Source organism: Marinobacter sp. (assembly GCF_044799475.1).
In the GTDB taxonomy this organism is placed as follows: Bacteria; Pseudomonadota; Gammaproteobacteria; order Pseudomonadales; family Oleiphilaceae; genus Marinobacter.
Window position 1 is genome coordinate 3,070,115 of record NZ_CP085217.1, and the last position, 26,055, is coordinate 3,096,169.

Below are 26,055 nucleotides of genomic sequence, written 5' to 3' on the forward strand. Positions count from 1 at the left end.
GGTTGCGGCCGAAACAGTGTAAAGAGAGGTCTTTCATGGCTAGCTTGTCCGCAGTCGGCTTGACCACCCAATAATGATTAGTCCCGCCAGGACCATTGGGATGCTCAACAGCTGGCCCATGGTCAACCAGTCAAAGGCGATGAACCCGATGTGCGGATCTGGCCTACGCACAAATTCCACAGCGAAACGGAATGCGCCGTACAGCACAAGGAAAAGTCCGGACGTCATTGCCCGTTGCCGGGGCTTGCTAGAAAACCACCACAGGATAATGAATAGCGCCACGCCCTCTAACGCGAACTGATAAAGAGAAGACGGATGGCGGGGCTCTGGTCCCACCCCGGGAAATACCATGCCCCAGGGGACGTCTGTAACCCGGCCCGGCAAACCCTGATTGATGAAATTTCCGATGCGTCCGGCGCCCAGGCCAATTGGCACCAGTGGAGCGATAAAATCTGTCAGCTGGAAAAAAGTCAGATTGTGTTTGCGGGCGAACAGGAAGGCTCCAAGCAGCACGCCGAGGAGACCACCATGGAAGCTCATCCCCCCTTCCCACAACTTGAACAGCCAAAATGGGTTTTCGATAACCTGATCAAAGCCGTAAAAAAGGGCATAGCCGAAGCGTCCGCCCAGCATGACCCCTATGGCTGCATAAAAAATCAGATCCCCTACATCCTCTTTACTCAGTCCGATTCGATGAGCCCGACGGCGTCCTAACCACCATGCTGCTCCGAAACCGACCAGGTACATCAAGCCATACCAGTGCACCTTGAGCGGGCCTATGGAGATGGCTACTGGATCAATGTCCGGGTACTTGATCATCGAAATCCTCACTAAAGTGCGTTAATGGGCGAACAGCGGGACCACCTTCAGCCGTCCTGCCGGAGCACGCGCAGTCTCGGTTCCGGGGGCTGTTATTTTCCAGGATGCTGATCAAAATCAGCCCCCTCTGGCTTGAATCGCCCCAGCCGGAGCGAGTTGGTCAACACGAAGATGCTGGAAAGGCTCATGGCACCGGCGGCCAGCATGGGGTTGAGCAAGTAACCGGTGACCGGGAAAAGCGCACCGGCAGCCACCGGGATAAGTGCAAGGTTGTATCCGTAAGCCCAAACGAAATTGCCGAGGATGGTCTTGCGGGTACTCCGTGATAGTGCGGCGGCGTTGACAATACCCCGCAGGTCGCCCCGCATCAGCACCACGTCTCCGGCCTCGATGGCGATGTCAGTGCCGGTGCCTATGGCAATACCCACGTCGGCCTGGGCCAGTGCCGGGGCGTCATTGATGCCGTCGCCCACGAAAGCGACCCTGGCGCCTTCCTCCTGCAGCCGCTTCACCTCTGCCGCTTTCTGGTCAGGCAGCACCTCAGCAAGCACCCGCTCAATACCGACCTGGCTCGCGATGGCCTCAGCCGTGGCCCGATTGTCACCAGTGAGCATGGCCACGCTCAGCCCGGAGGCTTTGAGGGCGGCAATCGCTTCCACCGAGCCTTCCTTCAATGGGTCGGCGACTGCGATCAAGGCCGCAAGGCGACCATCGACTGCAACATACAGTGGAGTTTTGGCCTTTTCCGCCAGTGCCACCGCGCTGTCATGGACACTGTTCAGGTCGATACCAAGCCGGCGCATGTAGCGGTCCGCCCCCACGTTGATCCTGTGCCCGGCCACCCGGGCGTGAATGCCATAGCCAGGCTCCGCCTGGAACTCACTGACTGAGGGTAATGTGAGTCCTCGATCCCTGGCACCCTTGACGATGGCCTCCCCAATGGGGTGTTCGCTCTCGGTCTCGCCCGCAGCGACCCACGCAAGCACCTCATCCTCCTGGCCCTCGACAGGAATAAAATCTGTCAGCTCAGGCCGACCCCGTGTCAGGGTGCCGGTTTTGTCGAGGATGATGGTGTCCATTCGCGCCAGGGTCTCGAGGGCTGCCCCTTTGCGGAACAGCACACCCATTTCAGCACCCTTCCCTGTTCCCACCATAATGGCCGTCGGTGTGGCCAGACCCATGGCGCAGGGGCAGGCAATCAGCAGTACGCTGACTGTCGTCACAAAAGCAAAGGACAGGGCCGGCGCCGGTCCGAAGCCGAACCAGGTGATAAAGGTCAGGCTGGCGATGACCATGACAATGGGTACGAAAACACCTGCAATTCTGTCTGCAAGCTCCTGAATTGGCGGCTTTTCGGCCTGGGCCGACTCCACCATCCTGATGATCTGCGCCAGCACCGTGTCCGCCCCCACGCGAGTAGCACGAAAAGTCAGAGAGCCATTCCTGTTGATGGTCCCACCCACCAGTTCGGCGTCTTTCTGCTTGGCAACAGGCACCGGCTCGCCGCTGATCATGGACTCGTCGACATACGACTGGCCTTCTGCAACTACGCCATCCACCGGAATGCGCTCACCAGGCCGCACCTGGATGCGGTCGCCGGGCACCACCGCTTCGATGGACACTTCAACGGCCTCACCGTCCCGGATGACCCGGGCGGTTTTGGCCTGCAGCTGCAAAAGCTTTTTGATGGCTTCGGAGGTCCGGCCCCTGGCGATGTGCTCGAAGTAGCGGCCCAGCAGAATAAGGGTCACGATCACCGCTGCCGCCTCAAAATAGCTCTCGGCTGTGCCGGCGGGGAAAAATCCGGGAATCAGTAATGCCGCAACTGAGTAGAAATAGGCGGCGCTGGAGCCGATCATCACCAGGCTGTTCATGCCCGGGCTGGCATGGCGTAGCTCCGCATAGCCGGAGCGGAAGAAGCGGGCCCCGGCGTAAAACATCACAGGCGTGGTCAACAGCCACTCAATGGCCATCCAGCCCCGATGGGACAAGACGCCGGCGTACAGAGCCTCCAGAGCGGGAATCATCTTCCCCATGGCAATCAGAACCACCGGGATGGTCAAAACCGCGGCGAAGATCACCTTTCGACGGAGCTCGATGCCCTCACTGTCTTCCTGTTCGGTCTGGGCGCTGGTATCTGGGTCCTGGGGCTCGTAGCCCGTCTCCCGGATGGCCTGGTGAATACGCGGCAGCGATAAAGTGTCGGAGAGGAACTCCACAAAGGCTTTCTGGGTGGTCAGGTTGACACTGGCCCTTATCATGCCGGGCTGTCTGGTCAGTGCCCGCTCTACCCGCGATACACATGAGCCGCAGGTCATGCCAATAACGGGAACTTCCGCGGACTGTATCTTTGGCTTGTATCCCGCGCCCCGGATGGCTTCGATCAGGTTGGCCGGGGTTGCCGGCTCGCTGAATTCCACGGAGGCTTTTTCGGTGGCCAGGTTCACTTTGGCTGTCGACACCCCGGGCTGCGCAGTCAGAGCCCGCTCGATGCGGCCTACGCACGAAGCGCAGGACATTCCTTCAATACCGATCTCTATTTTCTGCATCCTGCCAGTGCTCCCCATGCCATGGATGCACCCCGCCAATGCCGAGATTCACCCCAAAAATAACTGGAGGTTTCAGCCCTCATGGGCGATTGCCTCGACGATTGGGCAACCGTCCATCGCGCCCTCACCGGAGCATTCTTCGAGGGTTTTCGCCAGGACTGCCTCGATACGGGACAGGTTGCGGATCTGGTTCCGGATTTTTTCCAGCTTCTCGCGTGCGATGCGTTTGGCCTCCGCCCGGTCGCCATTGGCGTCCTGGAGCATCAGAAGCTCACGGATCTCATCCAGCGAGAACCCCCACTGTTTGGCGTGGACAATGAACTGCAGCCTCGCAATCGCATCCTCGGGATAGCGGCGGTAATTGCTCTGTGTCCTCTCCGGCTCCGGCATCAGATTTTCCCGCTCATAAAAGCGGATCACCTGGCTGGCCACACCGCTTCTCTCAGAGAGCTCACCGATATTGAACGTTTTCATTCACCCACCTCCGAAGGGGTTGTTAATCACCACGGCCACCATAACCTTTAAGTAAGATTTAAGGTCAAGCTCCCTTTGTATTGGTCGCAGGACTTTTCCTGCCCGCATTGGCTATTGCCAAAGGGCCGGAGCAAATCGGAAGTGGGATGAAAGGCGCTTTCAGTTATGCCCGGTGATGATGCGGTGTTTTCAGGTGCACAGCTGAGCGCCACGATTCGATGTTTTTATCATGGCGCCAACTCATCCGGAAACTTCTGGACTCAGAACGTTCTGGTGGAGGCAGGCATAGCGGAAGTCTCTGGTTGAGGCGCCGCAGAGTTAGTCCCGGCGGTGATTTCTGGCTGCTCTGCTCCTGCATTCACCGGGTTCGACTTGCTCTTGCACATCATGCACAGTCCAAGCCCACACATGACGAGGCAGGGCAACAGGCTGATTAGTATTGGAGCGACTCCAAACAGAACCAGCTGTTCCCAGCCGAAGGTCAGGCCAGCCGCTACTCCGATGGCGCCAAACAGCCACCAGCGCCGCGGTCCGGCTAACAGACCCATCAAGCCTCCCCGCTCAGTGCCGGCACCTGCCTTATTCCTGTCTTCACCGCTCGTTTTGTCACAACAGGTCATCGGTATGACTCCTCACTTAGCTTGATTGTTGTTCTGGATTTGCGCCCACCGCTGACGGCAAGTAATCCTGAAGCTGAACATTCTGGAAACCATAGCCTTGAAGCAAGGTTTAAGGTCAAGAGTTTTTGCAAGCGCCTCTAATCTCATGGGCCGGCGCCTTGACTCAGGACCTGGCGATACCTAGGATTCGGATAGTTTCTAACCACAGTTCAGCTGAATCCAGGGCAGACTTCACACAGGGTTTTTCAGATTGACGCGCACCTTCTTGTTTAACAGACAGGTCTTTTGCCTCATCGTGATGCTGTCAGCATTTCTGTCAGTATCGCAGGCTGGTGCGATGGAAGTGCCAGGCAAGGAGTCCGGGGCGAGCCTCATGTGCACCGAATCCGCATTGCCGACTGCTCTGGATCCGCACACCAGCGAAAAGGGCTGTGTTTCGTCCCTGTCCATGGCCGGCTGTACCATGGTCTGTGTTGTTTATGGAGTTTCTCCCACACAGAGATTTGAGCACAATCCCCAGTCTCCCCAATTCGGAAGCGCTCCCTCTTCCGCGGCTCTCCGTGTAACCCTCGCTCCTGATCCTTACCCTCCAAAAGCCTTCTCCTGACGCTTCCGAAAGAACTCCGACTGCCGACAAATGTATCGCGCCGACGAACATGAACGCAGCGCGATAATCACCTGAAGCCCCGGAATTACTGCTCATAAGCAGGTCCCAGGCTGGAGTGCTGAATGATGCTTATAGAATCGTCACTGATCCTGGCCGGGCAAATGGGACTGGCCATACTTGCCGGGCTCCTGCTGAACCTGACACCCTGTGTGCTGCCAGCGATCCCCATCAAGGTTCGCACCATCCTGAGGGAGTCCGGCAGTCAGCGGTCCCACCGCACCCTGGCGGCAACGGCTTTTGTCGCTGGCACCCTCTCACTGTTCCTCGGCCTTGGGGCTCTTACCGCCCTGCTCCAGTGGAACTGGGGCACGTTGTTTCAGTCAACCGGATTTGTCGCAGTGCTGGTGGTCGTGCTGTCAGGCTTCGCCTTTATGACATGGCGGGATATCTCGATTCCGGTACCGCAGTTTGCGGCGCTTGCTCAGGGGCGTCGATATCTGGAAGCCTACATTTCCGGCCTGTTGAGTGCCGTCCTTGCCGCACCTTGCGCCGGTCCGTTCCTGGGCGGCGTGCTGGCCTTCGCAGTTACCCAGCCACCCCATATCATAATGATGCTGTTTACCGGCATCGGGATTGGCCTGGCCCTGCCCTATATGCTGCTGATGTTCAATCCACACTGGCTGGCAAGGTTGCCCAGGGCCGGAGCGTGGACCCGCGCCGTTCGTGAAGTCCTGGCATTCATTCTTCTGGCAGCCGCTGTGTTTTTCAGTACCAGCCTTCTGCCAAAGGAAGTGGTCATGATTCTTTGGTGGCTCTGGCTTGGGCTGGTCATCCTCTGGGCTGGCATCAGAAGTTACCAGGGGACCCGCGGGGTCCGGGGGGTGACAGGCACCTTTAGCCTTCTCGCACTGCTGCTTCCACTGTCACTTGCTGTGCCCCGGGGGGCGGGCAACCATGGGGAGGGTATCCAGTGGCAGTCGTACTCGGCCGATCTGATCGCTGAAGTCCGTCGTGAAAACAGGCCACACCTTCTGGAATTTACCGCGGACTGGTGCATCAACTGCAAAGTCCTCGAAAGCTCCGTGTATGGCTCTCCGGCTGTTGCAGCAGCCGTTTTGGAGGGGGGCGTCGTTCCCATTCAGGTGGATCTGACCAGAAGTGTGCTGGAGCAGGACCAGTTGCTGGTTGAGACAGGAGGCCAGGCATTGCCCTTTGCTGCGGTCATCGACGGGAATGGCGAGGCGGTTGCCAGTTTTACGGGGTTGTTCGAGGAAAAAAGTCTGATACAGGCGCTGCGCACAGCAGCAGATTAAAAACGAATTAGATCTACACGAGGAAATGTCATGACGCGCACCACAACCTGGTCACTGGCCGCCACCGCATTGCTGGTCATCGCTCTCGCTGCTTTTGGCGCAAAAAGCTATTTCCAAAGCGACTCACCAGTTCCCCGGAACGAGGCGCCGGCAAGTCTTTCGGGGGCCGCAGGGCCGGCCGATTCCGCCGACAAGGTCCGGGTAAACCTTGCTTACGAGGGTGAAGGCCCAGAGCAGGCGATGGTTATTGAACTGGATATCGATGAAGGCTGGCATGTTAATTCCACACCGGCTTCGCTGGAATTCCTGATCTCGACCACGGTAAGTGCCCGGTCCGGTGATCGCATAGTGGAAATACCCACAAGCTATCCCCAGGGCAAAAAGAGCGATGTGAGTCTCAACGGGACCATGATTGAGCTCTACGATGATGGGGCGCAGATCCGATTGGAGCCGGACGAAGGCACCATCAAGGCCATGGAAGATGGCGAGACCCTGGACCTCTCCGTCCGGGTACAGTCCTGCAGTGATTCGGGGATCTGTCTTGCACCTTCGGATATCCAGATAGCAGTGCCATTGAAATAAAAAGCTGCTAGGCTTTGGTGAACTTAAGAATCGGGTGCGTGTCACATCCATTAATTCCACTGTTTGGTGCCAGAAATCAGAATGACCCGAACGAGCCGCCAAATCATTTCCGTGCTGCTGTCACTGCTTCTGGTGATTAGCGGGCCGGTATTGGCCGTCGCCGATGTGCCAGGCGGTCAGGCGGAGTCCGCCATGGCGGATTGCGGTTCCATGATGATGGATCACGGGGAAAGCACCAGTGCCCCATCAGACGGCGGCGGGTGTGTCACGGCTTCTGATATGGCCTGTCCGAGCGCGGGCGGCGTGAGCAAGTGCGGTGTCAGCTTCGCTCTCCTGCTGGCAGCGCCTGCCGCTTTTACTGATACCGGGTCCCAGCCGGTATTGAACGCCCATGCGGCGATCTACCAGGACCCATTCCTGGTTTCCGTTACTCCCCCTCCCCAGGATCACTCCTGAGTTCCAACCCGGATTTTTGCCCATTGCGGCGATTTCATTAACGTTAAATGTTTCAACGTTGATTTCTGGAAAAATTGGAAATAAAGCCCGTACTTATATTCATCACGGGCCTTTAACTGGAGTGAACCCAAATGCGTAAATCAAATCTCAAGCTTGCGATCACAGCGGCTGTTCTGGCCGGCACCATTGGCACCTTCTCTGCATTTGCCCACGAGGGCGAAGGCAAGGGCATGATGTTCTCTGACGGCATGCAGGGCATGGGCGGCATGATGGAGATGATGAACATGATGTCCGACATGGCTCCGGAGGATCGTAAAGCCATGATGGGGGCCTGCATGAACATGATGCAGAGCCATGACAGCCACATGGGCGCCGACAAGAGCGAGAACTCTGACGGCCAATGATGCTTCGGACACTCGCCTGAAGTGACATCAATGGCCCGGGAAGCCACGGCGACCCGGGCCCTGAAACGCGCATTGCTGATCAATATCGAGGATTACCATGAAGATTACAAAACCCGTTCTGTTTACCGGCGTAGCCGCCATCGTTTTCGCCGCTGGCGCAACGACGCTCGCCCTCCAGGCGAACGAGTCTGCTGATTCCACAGCCCCACTGGCCTCCGTCAGCTCGGATGGACCGGCCATCACGATCTACAAGAACCCCAATTGCGGCTGCTGCCAGTCCTGGGCTGAGCACCTTGATGCCCACGGCTTTGAAACAACTATTGTTGAAACCGACAACCTCAACGGGGTGAAGCAGGAGCACGGTGTGCCTCGCTCAGTAGCGTCCTGTCATACGGCACTGATTGGCGACCTGGTTATCGAAGGCCATGTTCCGGCCAGCGATATTGTTGCCTACCTGGAAAATCCCCGATTCAACACTGTGGGCCTCTCAGTGCCCGGCATGCCCCACGGCAGCCCTGGCATGGAGACTGGCCGGAAGGACGACTATGAGGTGCTTGCCTTCAACTCGAATGGCCAGACCCGCGTTTTCAGTGAACACAAAGACTATTGAGGGCGGACCAGATGAAAGCCTTTATTAGCCTGTTTCAGTCGGGAGCCTGGTTCCTGCCTCTGATCGCTCTGCTTGCGGCGGCATCCAGCCTGGCAAAAGCCGAGACGGCTGATCAGGGCCAGCCAGTAAACGCTTTGACGGCAGTTTCGGCAGAGTCGCTGCTGGTTCTTCGTGACGGCGCGCTGATTTCAGTTGGAACCGGCGCTCCTGAGACTATTACCCTGCCTGCCCTTGAAGCGGATGCGCGACCCTCTACCCTGGTGACCGGTGCCGACGGGAAAATCTATCTTGGCGGCCCGGGGGTGGGAGTCTGGGTGTACGACAGCGTCAATCGGAGCTGGCAGTCGTTAAATGACACCCTGCCTGACCTGCAGGTGAGCGAAATCGCGGCCCATACCACCCAACCGGAAACCCTTTATGCCTACATGCCGGAAAAAGGCATGTTCCGGTCGAAGGATGGCGGTGCCAAATGGGTGAGGGTCGATGATGGGCCTCAGGAGCCGGTTCAGGCATTCCTGCATTCGAACATGGCTGGCAGTATGGAGTCCGGCTGGCTTTTCGCCGGCACGACCCGCGGCGTGGCCCGCTCCATGGACTGTTTCTGTTTCTGGGGTGATGCCGGAGATTTGAGGGGTACTGTAACGGCCATCACTTTCGATCCGGCCCAGCCGGAAAACGTCTACGTCGTAATCGACGGGGCGATTCACCACAGTGATGACGGTGGTGAGGCCTGGAAACCCAGAAAAGCACCGGAGGCAGTCTCTGCACTCACCTTTTCCCCGGGAAAAGGGCTGATCGCTGGCACCGCCAGCGGCAGGGTTCTCGCAGCGAACGCGGCCGGAGACTGGGCTCCACTGTATGAATAAATGGCTCAGCGGTCTGATCTTCATGTTCCTGCCGGCGCTTGCAACGGCCTCTGGCGTACCCGGTGCGCCAGAGGACCTGTCACGCGAGGCTGCGCAGGGGCGGAAGATCTACGAACAGTACTGCGCTGCCTGCCATGGATGGCAGGGCGAAGGCGCCGCCGACTGGAAAAAGAAGGATGAAAAAGGGGAAATGCCTCCCCCGCCTCACGACGAGACCGGCCATACCTGGCGCCACAGCGACAGGATGCTGTTTCAAATGATTGCTGAGGGCTGGCGACACCCTTTTAACAAATCGGACCGCCTTACGATGCCAGCTTTTGAGAACATTCTGACCGATCAGGAAATCAGGGCGGTTATCGAATACCTCAGGACCCTCTGGACCGAAGAGCAGCGCCTTTACCAGCAGCGTGAAAGTCAGGACGTTCCCGAGGACTGAGCCGGTGAAAAGAGAGCTGAACAATGCCCGCAGGAAAGAAACTTTCGCTTGAGTCCGATCTCGACAGACCTATCAGCTTCTGTCAATACAACGGTCGCCAGCCGTTCCCAGGCTGCTGTCAGCCCGGCAACCCTGATCCAGGAGGATCATGATGCCCTGGTCTGCCTGGCTGCTCCCCTATGATTTCTCGCCGCTGACGCTCACGGCGTATCTTGTTGTACTGCTTCTCTACTTAACTGCGCTCAGGTATCTCCCAAAGTCCCAGAAGCCGGGAATGATGAGAGTCTCAGCATTTCTGGTCGGCCTTGGCCTCTGTTATGCAGTCATGCAGACCCGTTTCGACTATTTCTCCCAGTACATGTTCTTTGTGCATCGTGGCCAGCACCTGGTATTGCACCACCTGGGACCAATTCTGATCGCGCTTTCCAATCCCCTGCCGGTCTTCCGGTACTGGCGCTCCCGGTCACCTGATAACCTGTTACGGCTTCTGGCCCCTCTGGGCTCTGTCTACCGCTTCCTTCAGCAGCCTGCCCTTGCGGCTTTCCTGTTTGTCGGGCTGATCTACTTCTGGCTATGGCCCCCACTGCATTTCGACGCCATGCTCAGCCGAAATCTGTACTGGGTCATGAACTGGAGCATGCTTCTGGATGGTCTGCTTTTCTGGTGGTTAATGCTGGACCCCCGATCTCCAGTCTCGAAAAAGGTGCTCGGCTACGGCAGAAGGCTCCTGATTCTCGCACTGGTGGCAGTCCCCCAGATTGTCCTCGGGGCTTACATAGTGTTTTCCCGCAGTGCGGTATACGACGTTTATGAAGTCTGCGGTCGCGCCTGGCCGATCGCCCCTGAAACCGACCAGGTTCTGGGTGGGCTGCTGACATGGATTCCCCCGGCAATGATGAGCATTCTCGGAATGTTCATAGTGTTCAGACGACTGATGAACCAGAACGAGCCGCTGGATGAGCAGAAACCTTCTCTGAGCAGTTAACACGAATTCAGCCAACCCAAGTGAGAGAGCTATGACATACCGTGGATTTACCCGACATCTGAAAAAGCAGCTGAACAGGCGGATTCTTTTCCTGGTTCTGACCGCAGCAATTATCAGCGGTTGTACTTCCGGGGAGCAGGAATGGAATGGGAAAAACATTACCGGCGTAATGCCGGACCTGGAGTTTGAACTGGTGAACTCGAATAATGATCGGGTAACCGCCGCGGACTACTCCGGGCAGGTGCGACTGCTCTTTTTTGGCTTCACCTCCTGCCCCGACGTTTGCCCGACAGCGCTTTCCCATATCCAGAAATCGATTCGTCAAATGCCCGAAGAACTGCAGAAAAAAGTGACGGTGCTGTTTGTAAGTGTTGATCCGGAGCGTGACACTCCGGAGCTTATCGGGGAATACGCCTCGTTTTTCGGGGACAACATCACTGGATTAACTGCGGAAGAAAGCACGCTCCGGCAGCTGGCCAAAAGATACCGTACCACCTTCGGATACAGCGAGCCGGACAGCAACGGTCATTATCAGGTCTCCCACAGTAGCGCCATCTACGTCTTCGATACCCAGGGTCGTATCAGACTGCTCCTCCGCCCGGAGCTCCCAACCGAGCTGATAGCAGAGGATCTGGCTGATCTCGTGAAGGCAGGCATTTGACAGTCCGGTTCGTCAACCACCCCGGCGCCAAAGCTGATCAACCCACCCCCATGCACAGACCGATTAAAGGAATGATGACTGCTGGTAATTTAATCATGAAAGAATCTCGCCGCGTTGCCGGCGAAGGACACGCTTCTGCCAGAGGAAAAACACTGCGGGCAAAAGCAGCATGGTCAATATGAGGGTACTGACCATGCCTCCCACCATAGGCGCCGCAATGCGCTGCATTACTTCGGAGCCTGCGCCCCCACCCATCATGATGGGTACGAGGCCGGCAACCACGGTGGCCACCGTCATCATGATTGGCCGCACCCTCTGGGCCGCGCCTTCGATTACAGCGGATTTCAGATCCTCCGCAGTCAGCTTCCGGTCCTCGGTATCCACCTGTTTTTTAAGCTCATTTACCGACTGATTCAGATAGGTGAGCATTAACACTCCTATCTCGATGGCCACGCCGGCCAGCGCTATGAAGCCGACACCCACCGCCACGGACAGGTTGTACCCCAGCCCGTAAAGCAGCCAGATGCCTCCCAGCAGGCCAAATGGAAGGGTGCCGACGATGATTCCGACTTCCACGAAATTCCGGAAGTTCAGATACAGCAGCAGAACAATGATCGCCAGGGTCAGGGGTACCACCAGCGCAAGACGGTCTTTGGCCCGGAGCATGTACTCATACTGGCCGGACCAGGCCAGTGAATAACCAGACGGAAGTTCCAGTTGATCGGTCACCAGCGCTTGGGCTTCGTTGACCCAGGAACCCAGGTCCCGGCCATCGATGTCCACCAGAGTCCAGCCATTGAGGCGGGCATTTTCTGATTTGAGCATGGGTGGGCCGTTTTCAACACGGACGCTTGCCACGTCTGCAAGAGCGATCCGGTCTCCCCGTGGCGTCACGATTGGCAACAGGCTGAGCTGTTCGGGAGAGTCCCGGTATCGCTGGGGATAGCGAAGGTTAACGGGGTAGCGCTCAAGCTTCTCCACGGTTTCGGTCACATTCACGCCACCTACTGCAGTCTGAACCACTCTCTGCACATCCGAGATGTTGAGCCCGAAACGGGCGGCCTTTTCACGGTCTATATCCACCTTGACGTAGCGGCCTCCTGCCACTCTTTCGGAATAGACGGAGGCGGTGCCGGGGATCGCCGGAAGAAGCTCTTCCAGCTCCTTGCCGATCTCTTCGATCACCTCAAGATCCGGTCCGGCAACCTTGATGCCAACCGGGGTTTTTATCCCGGTCGCCAGCATGTCGATCCTGGTCTTGATGGGCATCACCCAGGCGTTGGTCAGGCCCGGCAGCTGAACTGCCGAATCCAGCTCCTCCCGAAGTTTCTCGGACGTCATGCCTTCCCGCCACTGGTCCCGGGGCTTGAAGTGAATGAATGTCTCAATCATGGTCAGAGGTGCCGGGTCGGTGGCGGTTTCGGCCCGGCCAATTTTGCCAAACACGGTTTCCACTTCCGGTATGGTGGCAATCATGCGGTCGGTCTGCTGCAGGATCTGCCGGGCCTTGCCAACAGAAATGCCGGCATAGGTCGTCGGCATGTACATCAGATCGCCTTCGTCCAGCGGTGGCATGAATTCACTACCCAGTCTGGTGGCAGGCCAGAGCCCGACAACAAGCACCAGGATGCCCACGAGGATCACGACAACCGGGGCCCGCAACACGCCTCTCACCATGGGCCGATAACCCGCAATCAGCAGCCGGTTGACCGGGTTTTTATTTTCCGGCAGCACCTTGCCCCGAATCAGGTAGCCCATCAGCACGGGAACCAGGGTGATTGAAAGCCCCGCGGCCACGGCCATGGCGTAGGTTTTGGTGAATGCCAGGGGCGCAAACATCTTGCCTTCCTGGGCTTCAAGGGTGAAGACCGGCAGAAAGCTCATGGTGATGATCAGCAGCGAGAAGAACAGCGGCGCCCCCACCTCGCCCGCGGCCCGTGCGATAACGCCCCATCGGTTGTCATCTGTGAGCGGCGTTCGCTCCATGTGTTTGTGCACGTTCTCCACCATGACAATAGCGCCATCCACCATGGCACCGATAGCAATGGCGATACCTCCCAGCGACATGATGTTGGCGTTCAGCCCCTGGTAATGCATGATTATGAAGGCGCCAAGAATGCCCACCGGAAGGCTGAGCACGATCACCAGTGAAGAGCGCAGGTGGAAAAGAAACACGGCGCAGATAAGCGCTACCACCAGGAATTCCTGCACCAGTTTGGTGGTCAGGTTGTCGATTGAGCCTTCAATCAGCTCGGACCGATCGTACACGGGGACAATCTCTACCCCCTCCGGCAGGCTTTCTTTCAGTGTTGCCAGCCTTTCCTTGACGTTTTCAATAGTAGTGAGGGCATTTTCCCCAAAGCGCATGACGACGATCCCGCCGACCACCTCTCCTTCACCATTGAGTTCCGCAATGCCACGGCGCATCTGTGGTCCAACCCGGACTTCGGCCACATCACGCAGCAGTATCGGGATACCCTCTTTGCTCACCCCCAGAGGGACCTGCTCCAGGTCGTCCACCCCCTGCAGATAACCTGTCACCCGGACCATGTACTCGGCTTCCGCCATTTCAATCACCGACGCACCCGATTCCTGATTGGCATTGGTGATGGCGGCGTGAATATTCTGCAGAGTGATATCCAGGGCGCGCAGGCGGTTCGGATCAACCACCACCTGATACTGCTTGACCATCCCGCCGACGGTGGCCACTTCGGAAACACCGGAAACGGTCTGCAGTTCAAACTTGAGAAACCAGTCCTGAATTGAGCGCAACTGTGCCAGATCATGGTTGCCGGTGGTGTCGGTCAGGGCGTAGGCGTAAACCCAGCCGACGCCGGTCGCATCAGGCCCAAGCTCCGGACTGGCGGCATCAGGTAGCTTGCCCGCTACCTGGCTGAGGTACTCCAGCACCCGTGAGCGGGCCCAGTAGAGATCCGTGCCCTCCTCAAAAATCACATAGACGTAAGAGTCCCCGAAGAAGGAATAGCCGCGTACTGTCTGGGCGCCGGGCACCGACAACATGGCTGTGGTCAGGGGATAGGTGACCTGATCCTCCACCACTTGGGGCGCCTGGCCCGGGTAGGATGTCTTGACGATGACCTGGACATCGGAGAGGTCGGGAATGGCGTCGATTGGGGTTTCCCGCAGGGAATAAATGCCCCAGCCCACAAGGATCAGAGTGGCTAGCAGCACAAAAAAACGGTTGTGCAGGGACCATTGAATTACGGCGTTGATCATCTCAGTGTTTCATCCCGTCAGATTTGGCCGGGCCCCTGGTGGAGCCCGGCTGCCTGCTACTGCGCCGGTTCTATCTCGACGATTGTGTTTTTGCCCTGCTTTGCTTCGATGACAAAACGCACGGCATCACCTTTATCCAGCGCATCAAGGTTGACCTCATCCGCTGTGCTGAAGGTCATTTTCATGGTTGGCCACTTCAGTTCCGGAATCGGTTCATGGGTGATCACAACCTTGTTCTTCCCGGGCATGATCTTGTTGACCGTGCCTTTTGATTCGATCATCTGGGCACTTTGGCTGCTGCTACCCATGTCCATGTCTTTCTTCTCATGTTTCATTTCGGCATGAGCGGGCGCGCCCAGCAGGAGTGCGGAAGCCAAAATGGCGGACTGGATGAGTGATTTTTTCATGTGTGTTTCCTCTTCTGCTTCAGTTTTCAGGGTTGACGGGTTGTATTGAGATGATTTCCAGATCGCCTTCGGTGTTCTCGAGAAGTTCGAAACGGACCTCTGAGCCCACTTCGAGCCCCTCCATGTCCACATCTGCGGAAAGCTCGAAGTCCATTTCCATGGAGGGCCAGCCAAGAGCGGGAATGGGTTCGTGGTTGAGAGTGACCGTGTGCTCTTCCGGATCCTTGTCCAGCAGACGTCCGGTCGAGGGGATGGGCTGGTTTTCTCCTTCAGCTTCTTCAGCCTCCTCAGCCGGGCTCAGGCGGGCGAAGGCTGCATCGAGATTGCTTTCCGAGTCGATAAGGAACTGGGCGGAGGTCACCACCTGTTGCCCGGCTTCAAGACCCTCCAGCACCACTACCCGGTCACCGGCCTCGGTGCCTGTTTTCACTGGAACCGGCCGGAAACGGCCATCGCCCTCAGCCAGGATGACCCGGTCGCCCCTGCCGCCACGAATCAGAGCTTCTTTCGGAATCGAGATCAGGTCTTCTCCCAGAGGCGCCTGGAGGGCGAGATTGACGAACATGTTCGGACGCAGGGTCTCGTTACCGGGACTATTAAGAATCCGGACCCGTGCCTGCATGGTGCGGCTATCCTGATTCAGCTGGGGATAAAGGTAATCCACGCTGCCCTCCCATTCCTGGCCCGGGAAAGCCGCAACGGTGATGCTGACGTCATTTCCTTCATCGATCAGACCGGCCTGGCGCTCAAAGAACTCCCCCAGGACCCATACAGAGTCCAGGGTTCCTATGGCCATTACCTGGGTGTCTGGCCGGATGTACATGCCCTGGCGGATGCCAAGTTCCGCCACATGGCCGCCGACCGGCGCTTTAATGGCAAGGGTCTCTTTTGAAGTCCCTCGCTCGAAGAGCTGGTCCACCTGCTCTGATGAAATACCCAGCGACTGCAGCTTGCGGCGGGCACCCCGCTCCATCGCGGGCTGGCCAGTTCGCCTTGCCTGCAGATACTCTTCCTGAGCCAGCGCCAGTTCGGGAGAATAGATTTCAAACAGCGTCTCTCCCTTTTTGACCGGATCTCCCGCCGCCTTGATATTGAGGACTTCCACCCAACCGGCCACCCGGCTGTGTATATGCATCAGGCGGTCCTCGTCGTAGGTTACATAGCCAACTGTGGAAATCGGTTTGGCCAGGGGGCCGCGGGTGACTTCCGCCTGCCGGACCCCCAGATTTGAAATCACACTGGGCGCGATGGTGACACCCCCATCGTCCGGCCCGCCGGAGCTGTCCTCATAAACTGGCACCAGGTCCATGCCCATGGGAGATTTTCCCGGTGCATCCCGTTGGTAATCAGGATCCATGGGCGCCACCCAGTAAAGCGGCTCCTTTTTCCCGGTTTCCGATCCGGAGGTGTTATCCAGGTCGGACATCGTATGGATCGGCATTTGGCCGCTGGCAAACCAGCCGCCCGCAAAGGCGGCAACAATCAAGATCACTGAAACCCATGAACGCATTCAGGGCACTCCTGGCAAAATGGCATTGATAGAACACACGTGGTCCGTGAAATGGCCTCTGGGCCACCTTTATTTCGGATAAAGATCGAATTACGGATAAATGGCGGAAGATTCAGCCGGGGAGACTGGAACTCAGTTCAGATAGGTGCAGTGAAGAACGTAAAGACGGCGGGGTGGTGAGGGAATGAGTCTGCGGGTGCCAAAACTGAAACCCGTACCTGGCCGTAATCCGGAGACTGCGAGGACAAACCAGGACAGCACAGCAGCCATCAGCAGACTGAACTGTGTCAGCTTGCCAGGCAGGAGATCATTGGCTTCAGGACAGCATTCAGGAGCGGAAACAGAAGAAGGCTGTGCTGCATCCGGAATCACGGATGCATGCCCCTCGCTCATCGGCCCCATGCCCTGGGCGAAGACCCCGGCAGCAAGGCACCATAACCAGACGAATAGCAGTACCATCGCCGACCGGCGGCGTTGTGCTCTCATTCTGTCCAGTATCTGGGTCATTGGCGTATCTATGCGTCTGGTTAAGATACTGATTCTAGTCGTTAAGGCTGGTGCAAGGTCAAGCAATTTCGCCGCTGGCTGCAGAGCGCGAAGAGGTACCCCGAATGGGGGATGCCCTGACACCATACTTCAGCCATGGCGCCCATCCGGGTCAGAACGGCTCGCTGGATCCACCGGTTTTATTTACGGGGATCATGGCTGGGATCGATGTATTCGATTCCCCAGGGCCCTGTGCCGTGAAGCTGGATGACGACTTCGTCTTTTCCCGTGCGTCCGTACATGGGCTCGCCCGGCGCCATCACGGCAAAACTGCCTGTGGGCAGAGTCCTGAGGCCGTCAGCATCAAATTCCTTGCCGTGGGCAAAATGAAAAGTACCTGACAGAACCGTCACCCTTTCATACTCTGGATGGGTATGGGGCATCAGGTCGTAGTTCGCCGGCATTTTCAGCCTCATGGTAAAGGCGGCTTCTTTGCCCAGGTCTCCTTCCAGGACGGTGATTTCAGCCCCGGGAGACATGGATCCAACCGGCTTCCACTCCAGATCTGAAGGTTGCACCATGATGTGCCCTTCCCCCTGATAGGGCAGGTCCGCTACTGCAATGGGTGCCATCCCAAGAGACAGGGCCACCAGTACGCTTGAGCTGATGCTGCTGTGGAGCTTCATGATTTCGTTCCTCCTTTAACAAAAACAGGATAGCGATCACGGAAGAAGGAAGACCTCGGTTCCTTAACGGCAACAAGGTCTGCCAGACCGGAACTGCACGCATCAGACACCATAACTCTATAGTCCGGTTCAAGGTCAAGCACTTTAGAAGTACGCTGTGTGACGTCCCATCCAGCGTGCGATAGCTGTCCCGACTGTTTCTCCGGAAGCTGCATTTCAGTCAACAGGCAATCCCGCTGCCTTCCATTCGGGATAGCCTTCCTCGTACCTGCGGACCCTGAATCCGCGATTGCGTAACAGCTGTACTGCTTCATGGGAAAGCACGCAATATGGCCCGCGGCAGTATGCCACTATCTCCCGGTCCGCTGGCAACTGATCAAGCATCTGCTCCAGGTCATCGATCGGAATATTCATGGCTCCCCGAAGGTGTCCTGACCGGTACTCATCTTCCGGCCGGACATCCAGCAGGGTCACTTCACCATTCTCCACAGCCGTTTTCAGCGCATTCCGGGATAGCGGCTCAAGGGCACCTGCTGCGTCCGAATCCGGGAACAGCTGGCCGACGAGCCGCTCCATTTCAGCAAGGTTGGTTTCCGCTATCTGCTGCATCTGACTGATCAGGGTTGTGGTGCGCTGGTCGGTGAGGCGATAGAAAATATGCCGCCCGTTACGCCGGGCCGTGACCAGCCCGGCCCGGCGGAGGTGCTGAAGATGCTGGGATGCATTGCCTATCGTCAGATCGGCGCAACTGGACAGAGCCTCAACCGACGCTTCCCCCTGAGCAAGTCGCTCAAGAAGCGTGAGGCGGTGACCGTTGCCGAGAGCTTTCCCCACCAGCGCTAGGGTATCGAACAGATCCTGGCGTGAAATTGTCATGGTTACCTCAATGCTCTTTCTGATGCTCTCTTTTAAATCGGCTCAGGCGCGCCATTGACAGCCTGGCAGCCAATACTATTTAATATTCTAGCATTCAATAGAATAATGTTGAAGGAGAAGGCCATGGACACCCTGCTGATTATTAACGACCCCCCTTACGGAACCGAGAGGCTGTATAACGGCCTACGTCTCGCCCACGCCCTCATGAAACGTGACGGTCGAGTTACTGTATTCCTGATGGGAGATGCAGTGTCCGGTGCCAAAAAAGGCCAGAAAACCCCGGAAGGCTTCTACAATACCGAGCGCATGATCAGACGGGTGACCACAAAAGGCCGGGTTCTGTTGTGTGGCACCTGTATGGATGCCCGCGGGCTTACCGAGGAGGAAGTGGCAGACGGTGCAGAACGCAGCACCATGGACGCTCTTGCCGAAGCGACCGAGCAGGCCGACAAGGTACTGGTATTCTGACCCGGACCAGCAACGCCGGAGTTGGCGCCCATGACTGCAGCACCACGAGAAAAACGTAACATTCTGATTCTGGTTGTCAGCCAGACTCTGTTCATGGTGGCTTCCATCACCGTCATGACTATGAGTGGTGTCATTGGTCAGCAGCTCACCCCTGAGCCCGGTCTTGCAACACTTCCCATTGCGATGATGATGCTTGGGTCTGTCGCTTCCACCCTGCCCGCCTCACTGTTCATGAAGCGGGTTGGCAGACGCCGGGGCTTCATAACCGGCGCCACGCTTGGAGGGGTGGCAGGCGGGCTGGTCAGCTTTGCAGGCATCGCCATGGCATCCTTCTGGATTTTCTGTATCGGCAATCTTCTTATTGGTCTGTACCAGGGATTTGCCATGTACTACCGCTTTGCTGCGGTGGATGTTGCGAGTCCGGCGTTCCGCAGCCGGGCGATTTCTTTTGTCATGGCCGGAGGTGTGGTCGCCGCTTTTCTTGGCCCCTGGAACGCCACCGCTGCGTCTACCTGGATTGACTCAGTTCCCTCCGGCGGCCCCTACCTGGTCATCGCCCTGGCCGCCCTGCTCGCGGTGATCCTGCTCAGCCAGCTCAGGGTCCCCGCCAGCGGCGAAGCCCAACCTGGCGACGTGAGCCGGCCCATGGCAAGGATTGCCGCGCAGCCGAGATTCGGAGTGGCGGTGTTTGCAGGGGCGGCCGGGTACGCCATGATGATTCTCATCATGACAGCGACCCCACTGGCGATGCTTTCCCGGGGTTTTGAGATGGCCCAGATCGCATTCGTCATGCAATGGCATATTCTGGGCATGTTTGTGCCCTCTTTCTTTACAGGCACGCTGATTGCCCGACTGGGCATTACCTGGATACTCCTGGCCGGAGCCCTCTTCATGGCAGGGGCGGTACTGTTCGCGACAACGGGCGCCGGGATACTGAATTTCTGGATCGCCCTGGTATGTCTGGGTATCGGCTGGAATTTTCTCTTTGTTGGGGGAAGCACGCTGCTTTCCACGGTCCATTCGGAATCAGAGCGAGGGAAAGTGCAGGGGGTAAACGACCTGATCATCTTCTCCCTCGTTGCCCTGGCCTCCCTGATGTCAGGCGCCCTGCTCCACTTCATCGGCTGGAATGCGCTCAACCTTTCCATGCTGCCTCTGATTCTGCTGGTGGCACTTGCCTCGCTGAAATTGAAGCTGCAAATGGCACAGCGGCAGATAGCTGTACCGGCGATACACACCCCAACCGGCGGGGAGCGGGAATGACAGAGGCAATATCCAGCTCCGAACCGGTCATCCGGATGGGGGTCTTTGGCGCCGTGCTGCTTGCCATGATGTTGTGGGAGGCCGTTGCGCCACGCCGGCCCCAGCAGATTGGCCGGCTTACCCGATGGCCCAATAACCTTCTGATCGTGTTGGTGGATACTCTCTCGGTGCGGCTGATTTTTCCGCTTGCTGCGGTAGGCCTGGCTCTTTACGCGGAAAACCAGGGTTGGGGACTCTTCAACCAGGTCAGGGTTAATGGATGGCTGGCAGTAGTGCTTTCAGTGATTGTTCTGGACCTTGCCATTTATTTCCAGCATCGACTGTTTCATGCGATCCCCTGGCTCTGGCGACTTCACCGGATGCATCATGCAGATCTTGAATTCGATGTGACCACCGGCTTGCGTTTTCACCCAATTGAGATTCTGATATCCATGCTCATCAAGTTTGCGGTGGTTTCTGCGCTTGGCGCCCCGGCTATTTCAGTGCTGATTTTTGAAGTTCTGCTGAACGCAACCAGCATGTTCAATCATGGGAATGTCCGCCTCCCCCGCCCGCTTGACCGGGTTCTCCGGCTCATCGTGGTAACCCCGGAGATGCACCGGGTGCACCATTCGATTATTCGCCGGGAGACCAACAGCAATTTTGGTTTTAACCTGCCGTGGTGGGACCGGATATTCTCAACCTATCGCGATCAGCCAGAGGCCGGCCATCTCGGCATGACTATCGGCATCGGGGCGTTTCGTAACCCGGAAGAACTGCGAATAGATCGGATGCTACTCCAGCCCTTTCGCAATCCTACCGGACGGTCCGGATAGTGCTCGACGCCCCTCAGAGAGCGGCCTGCAAGCGAAACGAACATGTCGCGAAAAGGGTCCTGCGCCGCGCTGAGTAAACCTGATTTATTTCATGGTCACTCCTGTTCTTTGCTTTTTATGCTGCTAAGCTGTTCCTATCCATCTATTTGACAGGGAGTCAATAGCATGAAAAGTGGATCGAACCAATTGTCGATCGGAACCCTCGCACAAGCCGTCGATGTCACGGTTGAAACCATCCGTTTTTATCAGCGCAAAGGGCTCCTTCGGGAACCTGAGCGCCCTCGTGGAAGCATCCGGCAGTATGGTCAAAGCGACATCGAGCGTCTTGGCTTCATAAAAACTGCACAGCGGCTCGGCTTTGACCTGGAGGAAATTTCAGAACTCCTGCGTCTTGAAGGCAGTCCCGGCTGCGAGGAAGCCCAGTTTCTGGCTGAACAGAAGCTCACAGACGTGAGGAGAAAGATAAAGACTCTCCGGGAGATCGAAGAATCCCTCGAAATACTGGTTGAGCAATGCCAGGTGAGCCGTGGTGGCGTCACCTGTCCGCTGACTGCGGCACTTTATGGCAGGCTGGTGGACATTCAGTATCCTGCTGCAGGTTTTTGATCAGTCGTTCAATTTTGACGATTTTCCTTGTAGACTGCTGGAATTGAATAGCTGTTGAAAAGGAAGGACGTCAGCATGGAACGGACCAGGGCTTCCCGGGATGAATCGGCTCTCATTGAGCGATTGCAGAATGGCGATGAGGCTGCCTACAAGGACGCTGTGCGGATCTACACACCCGGCATGCTCGCCGTCGCCCGCTTTTATCACACCAGCGCCAATGCCGAAGACATAGTCCAGGAATGCTGGCTAACCGTCATCGACGCAATCAAAAAGTTTGAAGGCCGGTCCGGGCTGAAAACCTGGCTACACCGCATTGTTGCCAATCGCGCCAAGAACCGGCTGCGAACCACGAACCGTGAGGTAAGCACGGACTTCGGCGATGCCCTGGACCCGGAACTCAGTGACCGATACGGCCCGAGCGGCCGCTGGCAAAAACCTCCTGCCATGAAAACGGATGAGTCTGCAGACGTTCTGATGGAAAACGGCGCCCTCAAGGACTGTCTGGATAAGCACCTGTCCGAATTGCCCGAGACACAGCGCTCGGCACTGATGCTGTACGAGACCCACAACCATAAATCTGACGATATCTGTAACATTCTGGATATCAGTCACTCTAACCTGAGAGTGCTGATACATCGCGCCCGTCAGAGAATCTTTCTGATGGTCGAACACTTTCAGGAGACCGGCGAATGCTGAGCTGTCGAGGTCTCGCCTACATTGCCAGTGACTACATAGACGACGAACTGGGCAGGGTAAACCGGATGTCGGTTCGCATGCATCTGATGATGTGCCCCCGCTGTCGCTCATTCATCGAAAGCCTGAGAACCAGCACGGAACTGCTCGAGAGGCATTCCGGCCAGCCTCTCAGCGAAGAATATGCCCGAAGCATCGACCGCCAGATCGAACGTGCCCTGGCTGACCGTCATGATCGCTGAATCGGGCATTGAGTAAACCCACACATCTGAAAAATCCGGAGTCGAATATGGGAAAAACCTACCAGTCTGTCGTGATCAACGCACCTGCTGAAAAGGTCTGGTCGACGCTTCGTGATTTCCATGACCTCAGCTGGGCCCCGAATATCATTTCCAGTGTCGAGGCGGTGGGAGACAGGAAGGGCGACGAGCCAGGCGCAAAACGCATCCTCAACGAAGCCTTCCATGAAACACTGACCGATATCGATGACCAGGAGTACAGCATTTCCTACAGCATTGATGACGGCCCTTCCCCGGTATCCAGAGACGAGGTCAGCGATTACACGGGCCGCGTCCTCGTTCGGCCGGTGACGGAAGGTGAAGGCGGAACTTTCGTGGAATGGTATTCAAGCTGGCAAGGCAAGGACAAGGAGGCGGCGGAATTCTGTCATGGAATTTATGCCAATCTGCTTGGCGAACTCAAAAAGACTCTCGAGAGCTGATAGCCGCAGAGCAAACATTCGGCACCTGCCTCACCTGTCACAGAAGCCGTGTGAGGGGGGTACTTCCTGTTCGGACCCTGGGTGGAATCAGATTCCACCCTTTTTTTGAATGGCCTCTTCGATGCGCCAGAGTCTGTCCTGGCCCCAGCAGCTGGTATCACCGTAACGAAACCCCGGGACGCCCCATAAACCAAGCCCGTACATTGCTTTGCGGTTTTCTTCCGCCCAGGCCCGCCAGTCCTCGTTACCAGGCAGCGTTCTGGCATGCTCCCAGTCCAGCCCGCTTCTTTCCACGATGATTCTCAGGCCGCTGTCGGTTTCTGAACGAATGCCCTCGGCGTTCACGGCCCTGGCGTAGTTGAGCATGTACTGCACCTCACGACCTTCCGATCTGGCGTAGTCGGACAGCGCGTAGCAGCGCTCAACGCCCGCGCCCAGTGGGTCCGCCACAAAGCCATAACGAATACCCAGTTTGTCCGCTTCCCGGCGCGTATCGTGGAAGATGTACCACTTTTTGCTGCCTGGCACCGGCTGTCCGCGCATGAGCATCGGGAGTACCGGGCGAATGACCAGCGGAATCTTCCAGGCCGCTGCCAGCAATACCGCCCGCTCCAGTCCCAGATGGGAATACGGGCTACGGATGGAAAAGAAAATCTCCAGCGGCTGCTGCCTTGCAGGGTTGTCCGCCTTGAGCTTGCGCGCACTGGATGCCAGGCCGGCCCAGGTCCGGGTGTATGTTGGCGTTTCAGTAGCGGAATTTGCCAGCCCGGTGTCTATCAGCAGCTGTTCCAGATGATCCAGACGGTCCAGACCCCAGAACCACTCCCCCTGAAACCAGACCATACCGCCCTGGTAATGGCCCAGTTTTCTCATCAGCTGCTCATTCGTTTCCAGTCGTTGCTTCGCCTCGGCTCCGGAATCCCGCTGGACCGGGGCCACGGCTGCAGCCTCTTTCTGCCACAGGGGCACAAGGGTGGTGAGCGCTTTGTCGAGGTAAGTATCATCTGTTTCCGCGGCCAGAAGATGTTCACAGCAGGCTCTTAGAACTTCGGCTTCCGGCTGATCGAGGTCAAGGGAACTCCGGCAGCGTATTGCTTTTGTAACGGAGCAGGCATCCCTGTGTCCGTCCTTTAATGCATGCACCGGGTCCGCATGGACCAGGAATGACAACAGGTCGCTTGTTTGTTTATGGTGGCGTGAAGGAATGATTGTGAATCCGGAAATGGGAAAGGCCGATGAAAGCTTCAGACCTGCTGGTAAAAGCCCTCGAAAATGAAGGTGTCGAATACATTTTTGCTGTGCCTGGGGAAGAAAATCTCGATTTCCTGAACTCGCTGAAGGAGTCGAGTATTCACCTGGTCGTTACGCGGCACGAACAGGGCGCCGGGTTTATGGCGGCCACTTATGGGCGCCTGACCGAAAAGACCGGCGTCTGCCTCGCAACCCTGGGGCCCGGTGCAACCAATCTTGTAACCCCGGCAGCATTCGCGCATCTGGGCGCCATGCCCATGCTGATGATCACTGGCCAGAAACCCATCAAATCAAGCAAGCAGGGGCGTTTTCAGATTCTTGATGTGGTGGACCTGATGCAGCCGGTCACCCGATTTACGCGCCAGATCGTGAATGGCAATACCATAGCGCCTCTGGTGCGGGAGGCTTTCCGGTTATCGCTGGAAGAAAGGCCCGGCGCGGTTCATCTGGAACTACCGGAGGATATCGCCAGGGAAGAATGTGATGACACAGTGTTCGGGGTAGGTGATCACCGCCGGCCTTCCGCGAACAGCGAGAGCCTTGCCGATGCCGCGGTCATGATTGAAAAGGCAACACACCCCCTGTTACTGGTGGGGGCCGGCGCCAACCGCAAACGGATCTGCGGGCCACTGACTGACTTTGTGAATGCGACCGGTATTCCGTTTTTCACCACTCAGATGGGCAAGGGTGTCATTGACGAACGACATCCCCTGTACCTGGGCACCGCCGCTCTTTCTGGCAATGATTTTATTCACTGCGCCATAGACTACGCGGATCTGGTCATCAATGTGGGCCATGACGTGGTGGAAAAGCCGCCATTCATCATGGAGCATGGCGGCAAGCAAGTCATACACATCAACTTCTGTCCCGCCGAGGTGGATGCAGTGTATTTCCCCCAGCTTAATGTGGTTGGCGACATAGCGTCCTCCCTTGAACAGCTGGGACAGAGTATTCGAAAACAGTCCCACTGGGACCTGTCTTATTTCGAAACCATGAAAGACGAAGTGGATAACCACCTGTCAAAGTATTTCGAGGATACCCGCTTTCCAATGCTGCCTCAGCGCCTGGTCCACCTGCTTCGAAGCACCCTTGACGATGATGCGGTGCTCAGCCTGGATAACGGCATCTATAAAATCTGGTTTGCCCGCAACTACAAATGTTATGCGCCCAACACCATGCTGCTGGATAACGCTTTGGCGAGCATGGGAGCGGGCCTGCCTTCAGCTTTGGCGGCAAGAATAGTCTGCCCGGACTCACAGGTGGTGGCCATCTGCGGTGATGGGGGTTTCATGATGAACTCCCAGGAACTGGAAACCGCAGTGCGGCTCAAACTCGATCTGGTTGTCATCATCCTCAACGACAATGCCTTTGGCATGATCAAGTGGAAACAGCAGGACATGGGTTTTGATGAGTTCGGTCTGGACTACAGCAACCCGGACTTTGTGGCCTACGCCCGCAGCTATGGTGCCGAGGGCTACCGGATCACCGGGGACGAGCATTTTCAGGAGACCCTGGATCACTGCCTGACCAGTCCAGGCGTTCACGTGATCGAAGTGCCCGTAGATTATTCCCTTAATCACGAGATTCTCAACGTACTTCTTAAGGAAAAAACCTGCCGGTTGTAGCTCGACCCCGCCTGCAAAGCCATGGACAG

The 26,055-nt window shown here is 57.1% G+C and carries 27 protein-coding genes; 17 read left to right on the forward strand and 10 right to left on the reverse strand.

What is annotated here, in order from left to right; genetic code table 11:
• Positions 1-39 precede the first annotated feature (39 nt).
• The 3 genes from lgt to LG327_RS14200 form a co-directional block, all read right to left on the reverse strand.
• Positions 40-819 carry a prolipoprotein diacylglyceryl transferase gene (gene lgt / locus LG327_RS14190; protein ID WP_404362829.1) on the reverse strand — a complete coding sequence of 260 codons (780 nt, stop codon included), beginning with the start codon at positions 817-819 and terminating at the stop codon, positions 40-42.
• Positions 820-911: 92 nt separating this feature from the next.
• Positions 912-3,368: a heavy metal translocating P-type ATPase gene (locus LG327_RS14195; protein WP_404362830.1), complete on the reverse strand. Its 2,457-nt coding sequence runs from the start codon at positions 3,366-3,368 to the stop codon at positions 912-914.
• Positions 3,369-3,440: 72 nt separating this feature from the next.
• The gene (locus LG327_RS14200) at positions 3,441-3,842 is read right to left on the reverse strand and encodes a MerR family transcriptional regulator (RefSeq protein ID WP_404362831.1); all 402 of its coding nucleotides are present in this window, start codon (positions 3,840-3,842) and stop codon (positions 3,441-3,443) included.
• Positions 3,843-5,191: 1,349 nt separating this feature from the next.
• On the opposite strand from LG327_RS14200, the gene LG327_RS14205 reads away from it, so the two are divergent.
• The 9 genes from LG327_RS14205 to LG327_RS14245 all read left to right on the forward strand — a co-directional run bounded on the left by LG327_RS14205 (position 5,192) and on the right by LG327_RS14245 (position 11,382).
• Positions 5,192-6,382, forward strand: a complete 1,191-nt coding sequence (locus LG327_RS14205) for a protein-disulfide reductase DsbD family protein (protein ID WP_404362832.1) — start codon at positions 5,192-5,194, stop codon at positions 6,380-6,382.
• A 30-nt stretch (positions 6,383-6,412) separates the two neighbouring features.
• Positions 6,413-6,964 (forward strand): protein-disulfide reductase DsbD domain-containing protein, encoded by a 552-nt coding sequence (locus tag LG327_RS14210; RefSeq protein WP_404362834.1) that lies wholly within the window; start codon positions 6,413-6,415, stop codon positions 6,962-6,964.
• 81 nt (positions 6,965-7,045) lie between these two features.
• Positions 7,046-7,420, forward strand: a complete 375-nt coding sequence (locus tag LG327_RS14215) for a hypothetical protein (protein WP_404362836.1) — start codon at positions 7,046-7,048, stop codon at positions 7,418-7,420.
• 131 nt (positions 7,421-7,551) lie between these two features.
• Positions 7,552-7,824, forward strand: coding sequence for a hypothetical protein (locus tag LG327_RS14220; protein ID WP_404362838.1), 273 nt, complete (start codon positions 7,552-7,554; stop codon positions 7,822-7,824).
• Between the two features lie 97 nt (positions 7,825-7,921).
• The gene (locus LG327_RS14225) at positions 7,922-8,434 is read left to right on the forward strand and encodes a DUF411 domain-containing protein (protein WP_404362840.1); all 513 of its coding nucleotides are present in this window, start codon (positions 7,922-7,924) and stop codon (positions 8,432-8,434) included.
• Positions 8,435-8,445: 11 nt separating this feature from the next.
• The gene (locus tag LG327_RS14230; protein ID WP_404362842.1) at positions 8,446-9,300 is read left to right on the forward strand and encodes a hypothetical protein; all 855 of its coding nucleotides are present in this window, start codon (positions 8,446-8,448) and stop codon (positions 9,298-9,300) included.
• Positions 9,293-9,736, forward strand: a complete 444-nt coding sequence (locus LG327_RS14235) for a c-type cytochrome (protein WP_404362843.1) — start codon at positions 9,293-9,295, stop codon at positions 9,734-9,736. The genes LG327_RS14230 and LG327_RS14235 overlap by 8 nt, the downstream gene beginning before the upstream one ends.
• 151 nt (positions 9,737-9,887) lie before the next feature.
• Positions 9,888-10,721, forward strand: coding sequence for a cytochrome c oxidase assembly protein (locus tag LG327_RS14240; protein WP_404369440.1), 834 nt, complete (start codon positions 9,888-9,890; stop codon positions 10,719-10,721).
• Between the two features lie 31 nt (positions 10,722-10,752).
• Positions 10,753-11,382, forward strand: a complete 630-nt coding sequence (locus LG327_RS14245; RefSeq protein WP_404362844.1) for an SCO family protein — start codon at positions 10,753-10,755, stop codon at positions 11,380-11,382.
• 93 nt (positions 11,383-11,475) lie between these two features.
• Here LG327_RS14245 and LG327_RS14250 read toward each other — a convergent pair whose 3' ends face one another.
• From LG327_RS14250 to LG327_RS14275, 6 genes are all read right to left on the reverse strand, one after another.
• On the reverse strand, positions 11,476-14,619 hold the full coding sequence (locus LG327_RS14250) for an efflux RND transporter permease subunit (RefSeq protein ID WP_404362846.1): 3,144 nt from the start codon (positions 14,617-14,619) through the stop codon (positions 11,476-11,478).
• Between the two features lie 56 nt (positions 14,620-14,675).
• On the reverse strand, positions 14,676-15,026 hold the full coding sequence (locus LG327_RS14255) for a copper-binding protein (RefSeq protein ID WP_404362848.1): 351 nt from the start codon (positions 15,024-15,026) through the stop codon (positions 14,676-14,678).
• A 19-nt stretch (positions 15,027-15,045) separates the two neighbouring features.
• Positions 15,046-16,536, reverse strand: a complete 1,491-nt coding sequence (locus tag LG327_RS14260; protein ID WP_404362850.1) for an efflux RND transporter periplasmic adaptor subunit — start codon at positions 16,534-16,536, stop codon at positions 15,046-15,048.
• 132 nt (positions 16,537-16,668) lie between these two features.
• Positions 16,669-17,043, reverse strand: coding sequence for a hypothetical protein (locus LG327_RS14265; protein ID WP_404362852.1), 375 nt, complete (start codon positions 17,041-17,043; stop codon positions 16,669-16,671).
• 179 nt (positions 17,044-17,222) lie between these two features.
• On the reverse strand, positions 17,223-17,708 hold the full coding sequence (locus LG327_RS14270; RefSeq protein WP_404362854.1) for a cupin domain-containing protein: 486 nt from the start codon (positions 17,706-17,708) through the stop codon (positions 17,223-17,225).
• A 216-nt stretch (positions 17,709-17,924) separates the two neighbouring features.
• Positions 17,925-18,584 carry an ArsR/SmtB family transcription factor gene (locus LG327_RS14275; protein ID WP_404362856.1) on the reverse strand — a complete coding sequence of 220 codons (660 nt, stop codon included), beginning with the start codon at positions 18,582-18,584 and terminating at the stop codon, positions 17,925-17,927.
• 123 nt (positions 18,585-18,707) lie between these two features.
• Between LG327_RS14275 and LG327_RS14280 the strand changes: the two genes are divergently transcribed.
• From LG327_RS14280 to LG327_RS14310, 7 genes are all read left to right on the forward strand, one after another.
• The gene (locus tag LG327_RS14280) at positions 18,708-19,052 is read left to right on the forward strand and encodes a DsrE/DsrF/TusD sulfur relay family protein (RefSeq protein WP_404362858.1); all 345 of its coding nucleotides are present in this window, start codon (positions 18,708-18,710) and stop codon (positions 19,050-19,052) included.
• 30 nt (positions 19,053-19,082) lie between these two features.
• Positions 19,083-20,315, forward strand: a complete 1,233-nt coding sequence (locus LG327_RS14285) for an MFS transporter (RefSeq protein WP_404362860.1) — start codon at positions 19,083-19,085, stop codon at positions 20,313-20,315.
• Positions 20,312-21,130, forward strand: a complete 819-nt coding sequence (locus LG327_RS14290) for a sterol desaturase family protein (RefSeq protein WP_404362862.1) — start codon at positions 20,312-20,314, stop codon at positions 21,128-21,130. The genes LG327_RS14285 and LG327_RS14290 overlap by 4 nt, the downstream gene beginning before the upstream one ends.
• Before the next feature lie 165 nt (positions 21,131-21,295).
• Entirely contained in the window at positions 21,296-21,736 is a 441-nt protein-coding gene (locus LG327_RS14295; protein WP_404362864.1) for a MerR family transcriptional regulator, read from the forward strand.
• Positions 21,737-21,811: 75 nt separating this feature from the next.
• Positions 21,812-22,432, forward strand: a complete 621-nt coding sequence (locus tag LG327_RS14300) for an RNA polymerase sigma factor (protein WP_404362866.1) — start codon at positions 21,812-21,814, stop codon at positions 22,430-22,432.
• Complete coding sequence (locus tag LG327_RS14305) at positions 22,426-22,671, forward strand: zf-HC2 domain-containing protein (RefSeq protein ID WP_404362868.1); 246 nt, start codon at positions 22,426-22,428, stop codon at positions 22,669-22,671. Before LG327_RS14300 ends, LG327_RS14305 begins: the two co-directional genes overlap by 7 nt.
• A 47-nt stretch (positions 22,672-22,718) precedes the next feature.
• Positions 22,719-23,150: an SRPBCC family protein gene (locus LG327_RS14310; protein ID WP_404362870.1), complete on the forward strand. Its 432-nt coding sequence runs from the start codon at positions 22,719-22,721 to the stop codon at positions 23,148-23,150.
• A gap of 87 nt (positions 23,151-23,237) precedes the next feature.
• On the opposite strand, the gene LG327_RS14315 is transcribed toward LG327_RS14310, so the two are convergent.
• Positions 23,238-24,293, reverse strand: a complete 1,056-nt coding sequence (locus LG327_RS14315) for a DsbA family protein (protein WP_404362872.1) — start codon at positions 24,291-24,293, stop codon at positions 23,238-23,240.
• Between the two features lie 92 nt (positions 24,294-24,385).
• Between LG327_RS14315 and LG327_RS14320 the strand changes: the two genes are divergently transcribed.
• Positions 24,386-26,026, forward strand: a complete 1,641-nt coding sequence (locus tag LG327_RS14320) for an acetolactate synthase large subunit (protein ID WP_404362874.1) — start codon at positions 24,386-24,388, stop codon at positions 26,024-26,026.
• Positions 26,027-26,055 lie beyond the last annotated feature (29 nt).

What these genes read in the sequence shown, in the direction of transcription:
- lgt (WP_404362829.1), bottom strand. Translation starts at nt 819, where the DNA reads ATGATCAAGTACCCGGACATTGATCCAGTAGCCATCTCCATAGGCCCG.
- LG327_RS14200 (WP_404362831.1), bottom strand. Translation starts at nt 3,842, where the DNA reads ATGAAAACGTTCAATATCGGTGAGCTCTCTGAGAGAAGCGGTGTGGCC.
- LG327_RS14290 (WP_404362862.1), top strand. Translation starts at nt 20,312, where the DNA reads ATGACAGAGGCAATATCCAGCTCCGAACCGGTCATCCGGATGGGGGTC.
- LG327_RS14300 (WP_404362866.1), top strand. Translation starts at nt 21,812, where the DNA reads ATGGAACGGACCAGGGCTTCCCGGGATGAATCGGCTCTCATTGAGCGA.
- LG327_RS14205 (WP_404362832.1), top strand. Translation starts at nt 5,192, where the DNA reads ATGATGCTTATAGAATCGTCACTGATCCTGGCCGGGCAAATGGGACTG.
- LG327_RS14210 (WP_404362834.1), top strand. Translation starts at nt 6,413, where the DNA reads ATGACGCGCACCACAACCTGGTCACTGGCCGCCACCGCATTGCTGGTC.
- LG327_RS14255 (WP_404362848.1), bottom strand. Translation starts at nt 15,026, where the DNA reads ATGAAAAAATCACTCATCCAGTCCGCCATTTTGGCTTCCGCACTCCTG.
- LG327_RS14225 (WP_404362840.1), top strand. Translation starts at nt 7,922, where the DNA reads ATGAAGATTACAAAACCCGTTCTGTTTACCGGCGTAGCCGCCATCGTT.
- LG327_RS14195 (WP_404362830.1), bottom strand. Translation starts at nt 3,368, where the DNA reads ATGCAGAAAATAGAGATCGGTATTGAAGGAATGTCCTGCGCTTCGTGC.
- LG327_RS14230 (WP_404362842.1), top strand. Translation starts at nt 8,446, where the DNA reads ATGAAAGCCTTTATTAGCCTGTTTCAGTCGGGAGCCTGGTTCCTGCCT.
- LG327_RS14245 (WP_404362844.1), top strand. Translation starts at nt 10,753, where the DNA reads ATGACATACCGTGGATTTACCCGACATCTGAAAAAGCAGCTGAACAGG.
- LG327_RS14215 (WP_404362836.1), top strand. Translation starts at nt 7,046, where the DNA reads ATGACCCGAACGAGCCGCCAAATCATTTCCGTGCTGCTGTCACTGCTT.
- LG327_RS14260 (WP_404362850.1), bottom strand. Translation starts at nt 16,536, where the DNA reads ATGCGTTCATGGGTTTCAGTGATCTTGATTGTTGCCGCCTTTGCGGGC.
- LG327_RS14270 (WP_404362854.1), bottom strand. Translation starts at nt 17,708, where the DNA reads ATGAAGCTCCACAGCAGCATCAGCTCAAGCGTACTGGTGGCCCTGTCT.
- LG327_RS14280 (WP_404362858.1), top strand. Translation starts at nt 18,708, where the DNA reads ATGGACACCCTGCTGATTATTAACGACCCCCCTTACGGAACCGAGAGG.
- LG327_RS14220 (WP_404362838.1), top strand. Translation starts at nt 7,552, where the DNA reads ATGCGTAAATCAAATCTCAAGCTTGCGATCACAGCGGCTGTTCTGGCC.
- LG327_RS14265 (WP_404362852.1), bottom strand. Translation starts at nt 17,043, where the DNA reads ATGACCCAGATACTGGACAGAATGAGAGCACAACGCCGCCGGTCGGCG.
- LG327_RS14320 (WP_404362874.1), top strand. Translation starts at nt 24,386, where the DNA reads ATGAAAGCTTCAGACCTGCTGGTAAAAGCCCTCGAAAATGAAGGTGTC.
- LG327_RS14305 (WP_404362868.1), top strand. Translation starts at nt 22,426, where the DNA reads ATGCTGAGCTGTCGAGGTCTCGCCTACATTGCCAGTGACTACATAGAC.
- LG327_RS14240 (WP_404369440.1), top strand. Translation starts at nt 9,888, where the DNA reads ATGCCCTGGTCTGCCTGGCTGCTCCCCTATGATTTCTCGCCGCTGACG.
- LG327_RS14235 (WP_404362843.1), top strand. Translation starts at nt 9,293, where the DNA reads ATGAATAAATGGCTCAGCGGTCTGATCTTCATGTTCCTGCCGGCGCTT.
- LG327_RS14295 (WP_404362864.1), top strand. Translation starts at nt 21,296, where the DNA reads ATGAAAAGTGGATCGAACCAATTGTCGATCGGAACCCTCGCACAAGCC.
- LG327_RS14275 (WP_404362856.1), bottom strand. Translation starts at nt 18,584, where the DNA reads ATGACAATTTCACGCCAGGATCTGTTCGATACCCTAGCGCTGGTGGGG.
- LG327_RS14310 (WP_404362870.1), top strand. Translation starts at nt 22,719, where the DNA reads ATGGGAAAAACCTACCAGTCTGTCGTGATCAACGCACCTGCTGAAAAG.
- LG327_RS14285 (WP_404362860.1), top strand. Translation starts at nt 19,083, where the DNA reads ATGACTGCAGCACCACGAGAAAAACGTAACATTCTGATTCTGGTTGTC.
- LG327_RS14250 (WP_404362846.1), bottom strand. Translation starts at nt 14,619, where the DNA reads ATGATCAACGCCGTAATTCAATGGTCCCTGCACAACCGTTTTTTTGTG.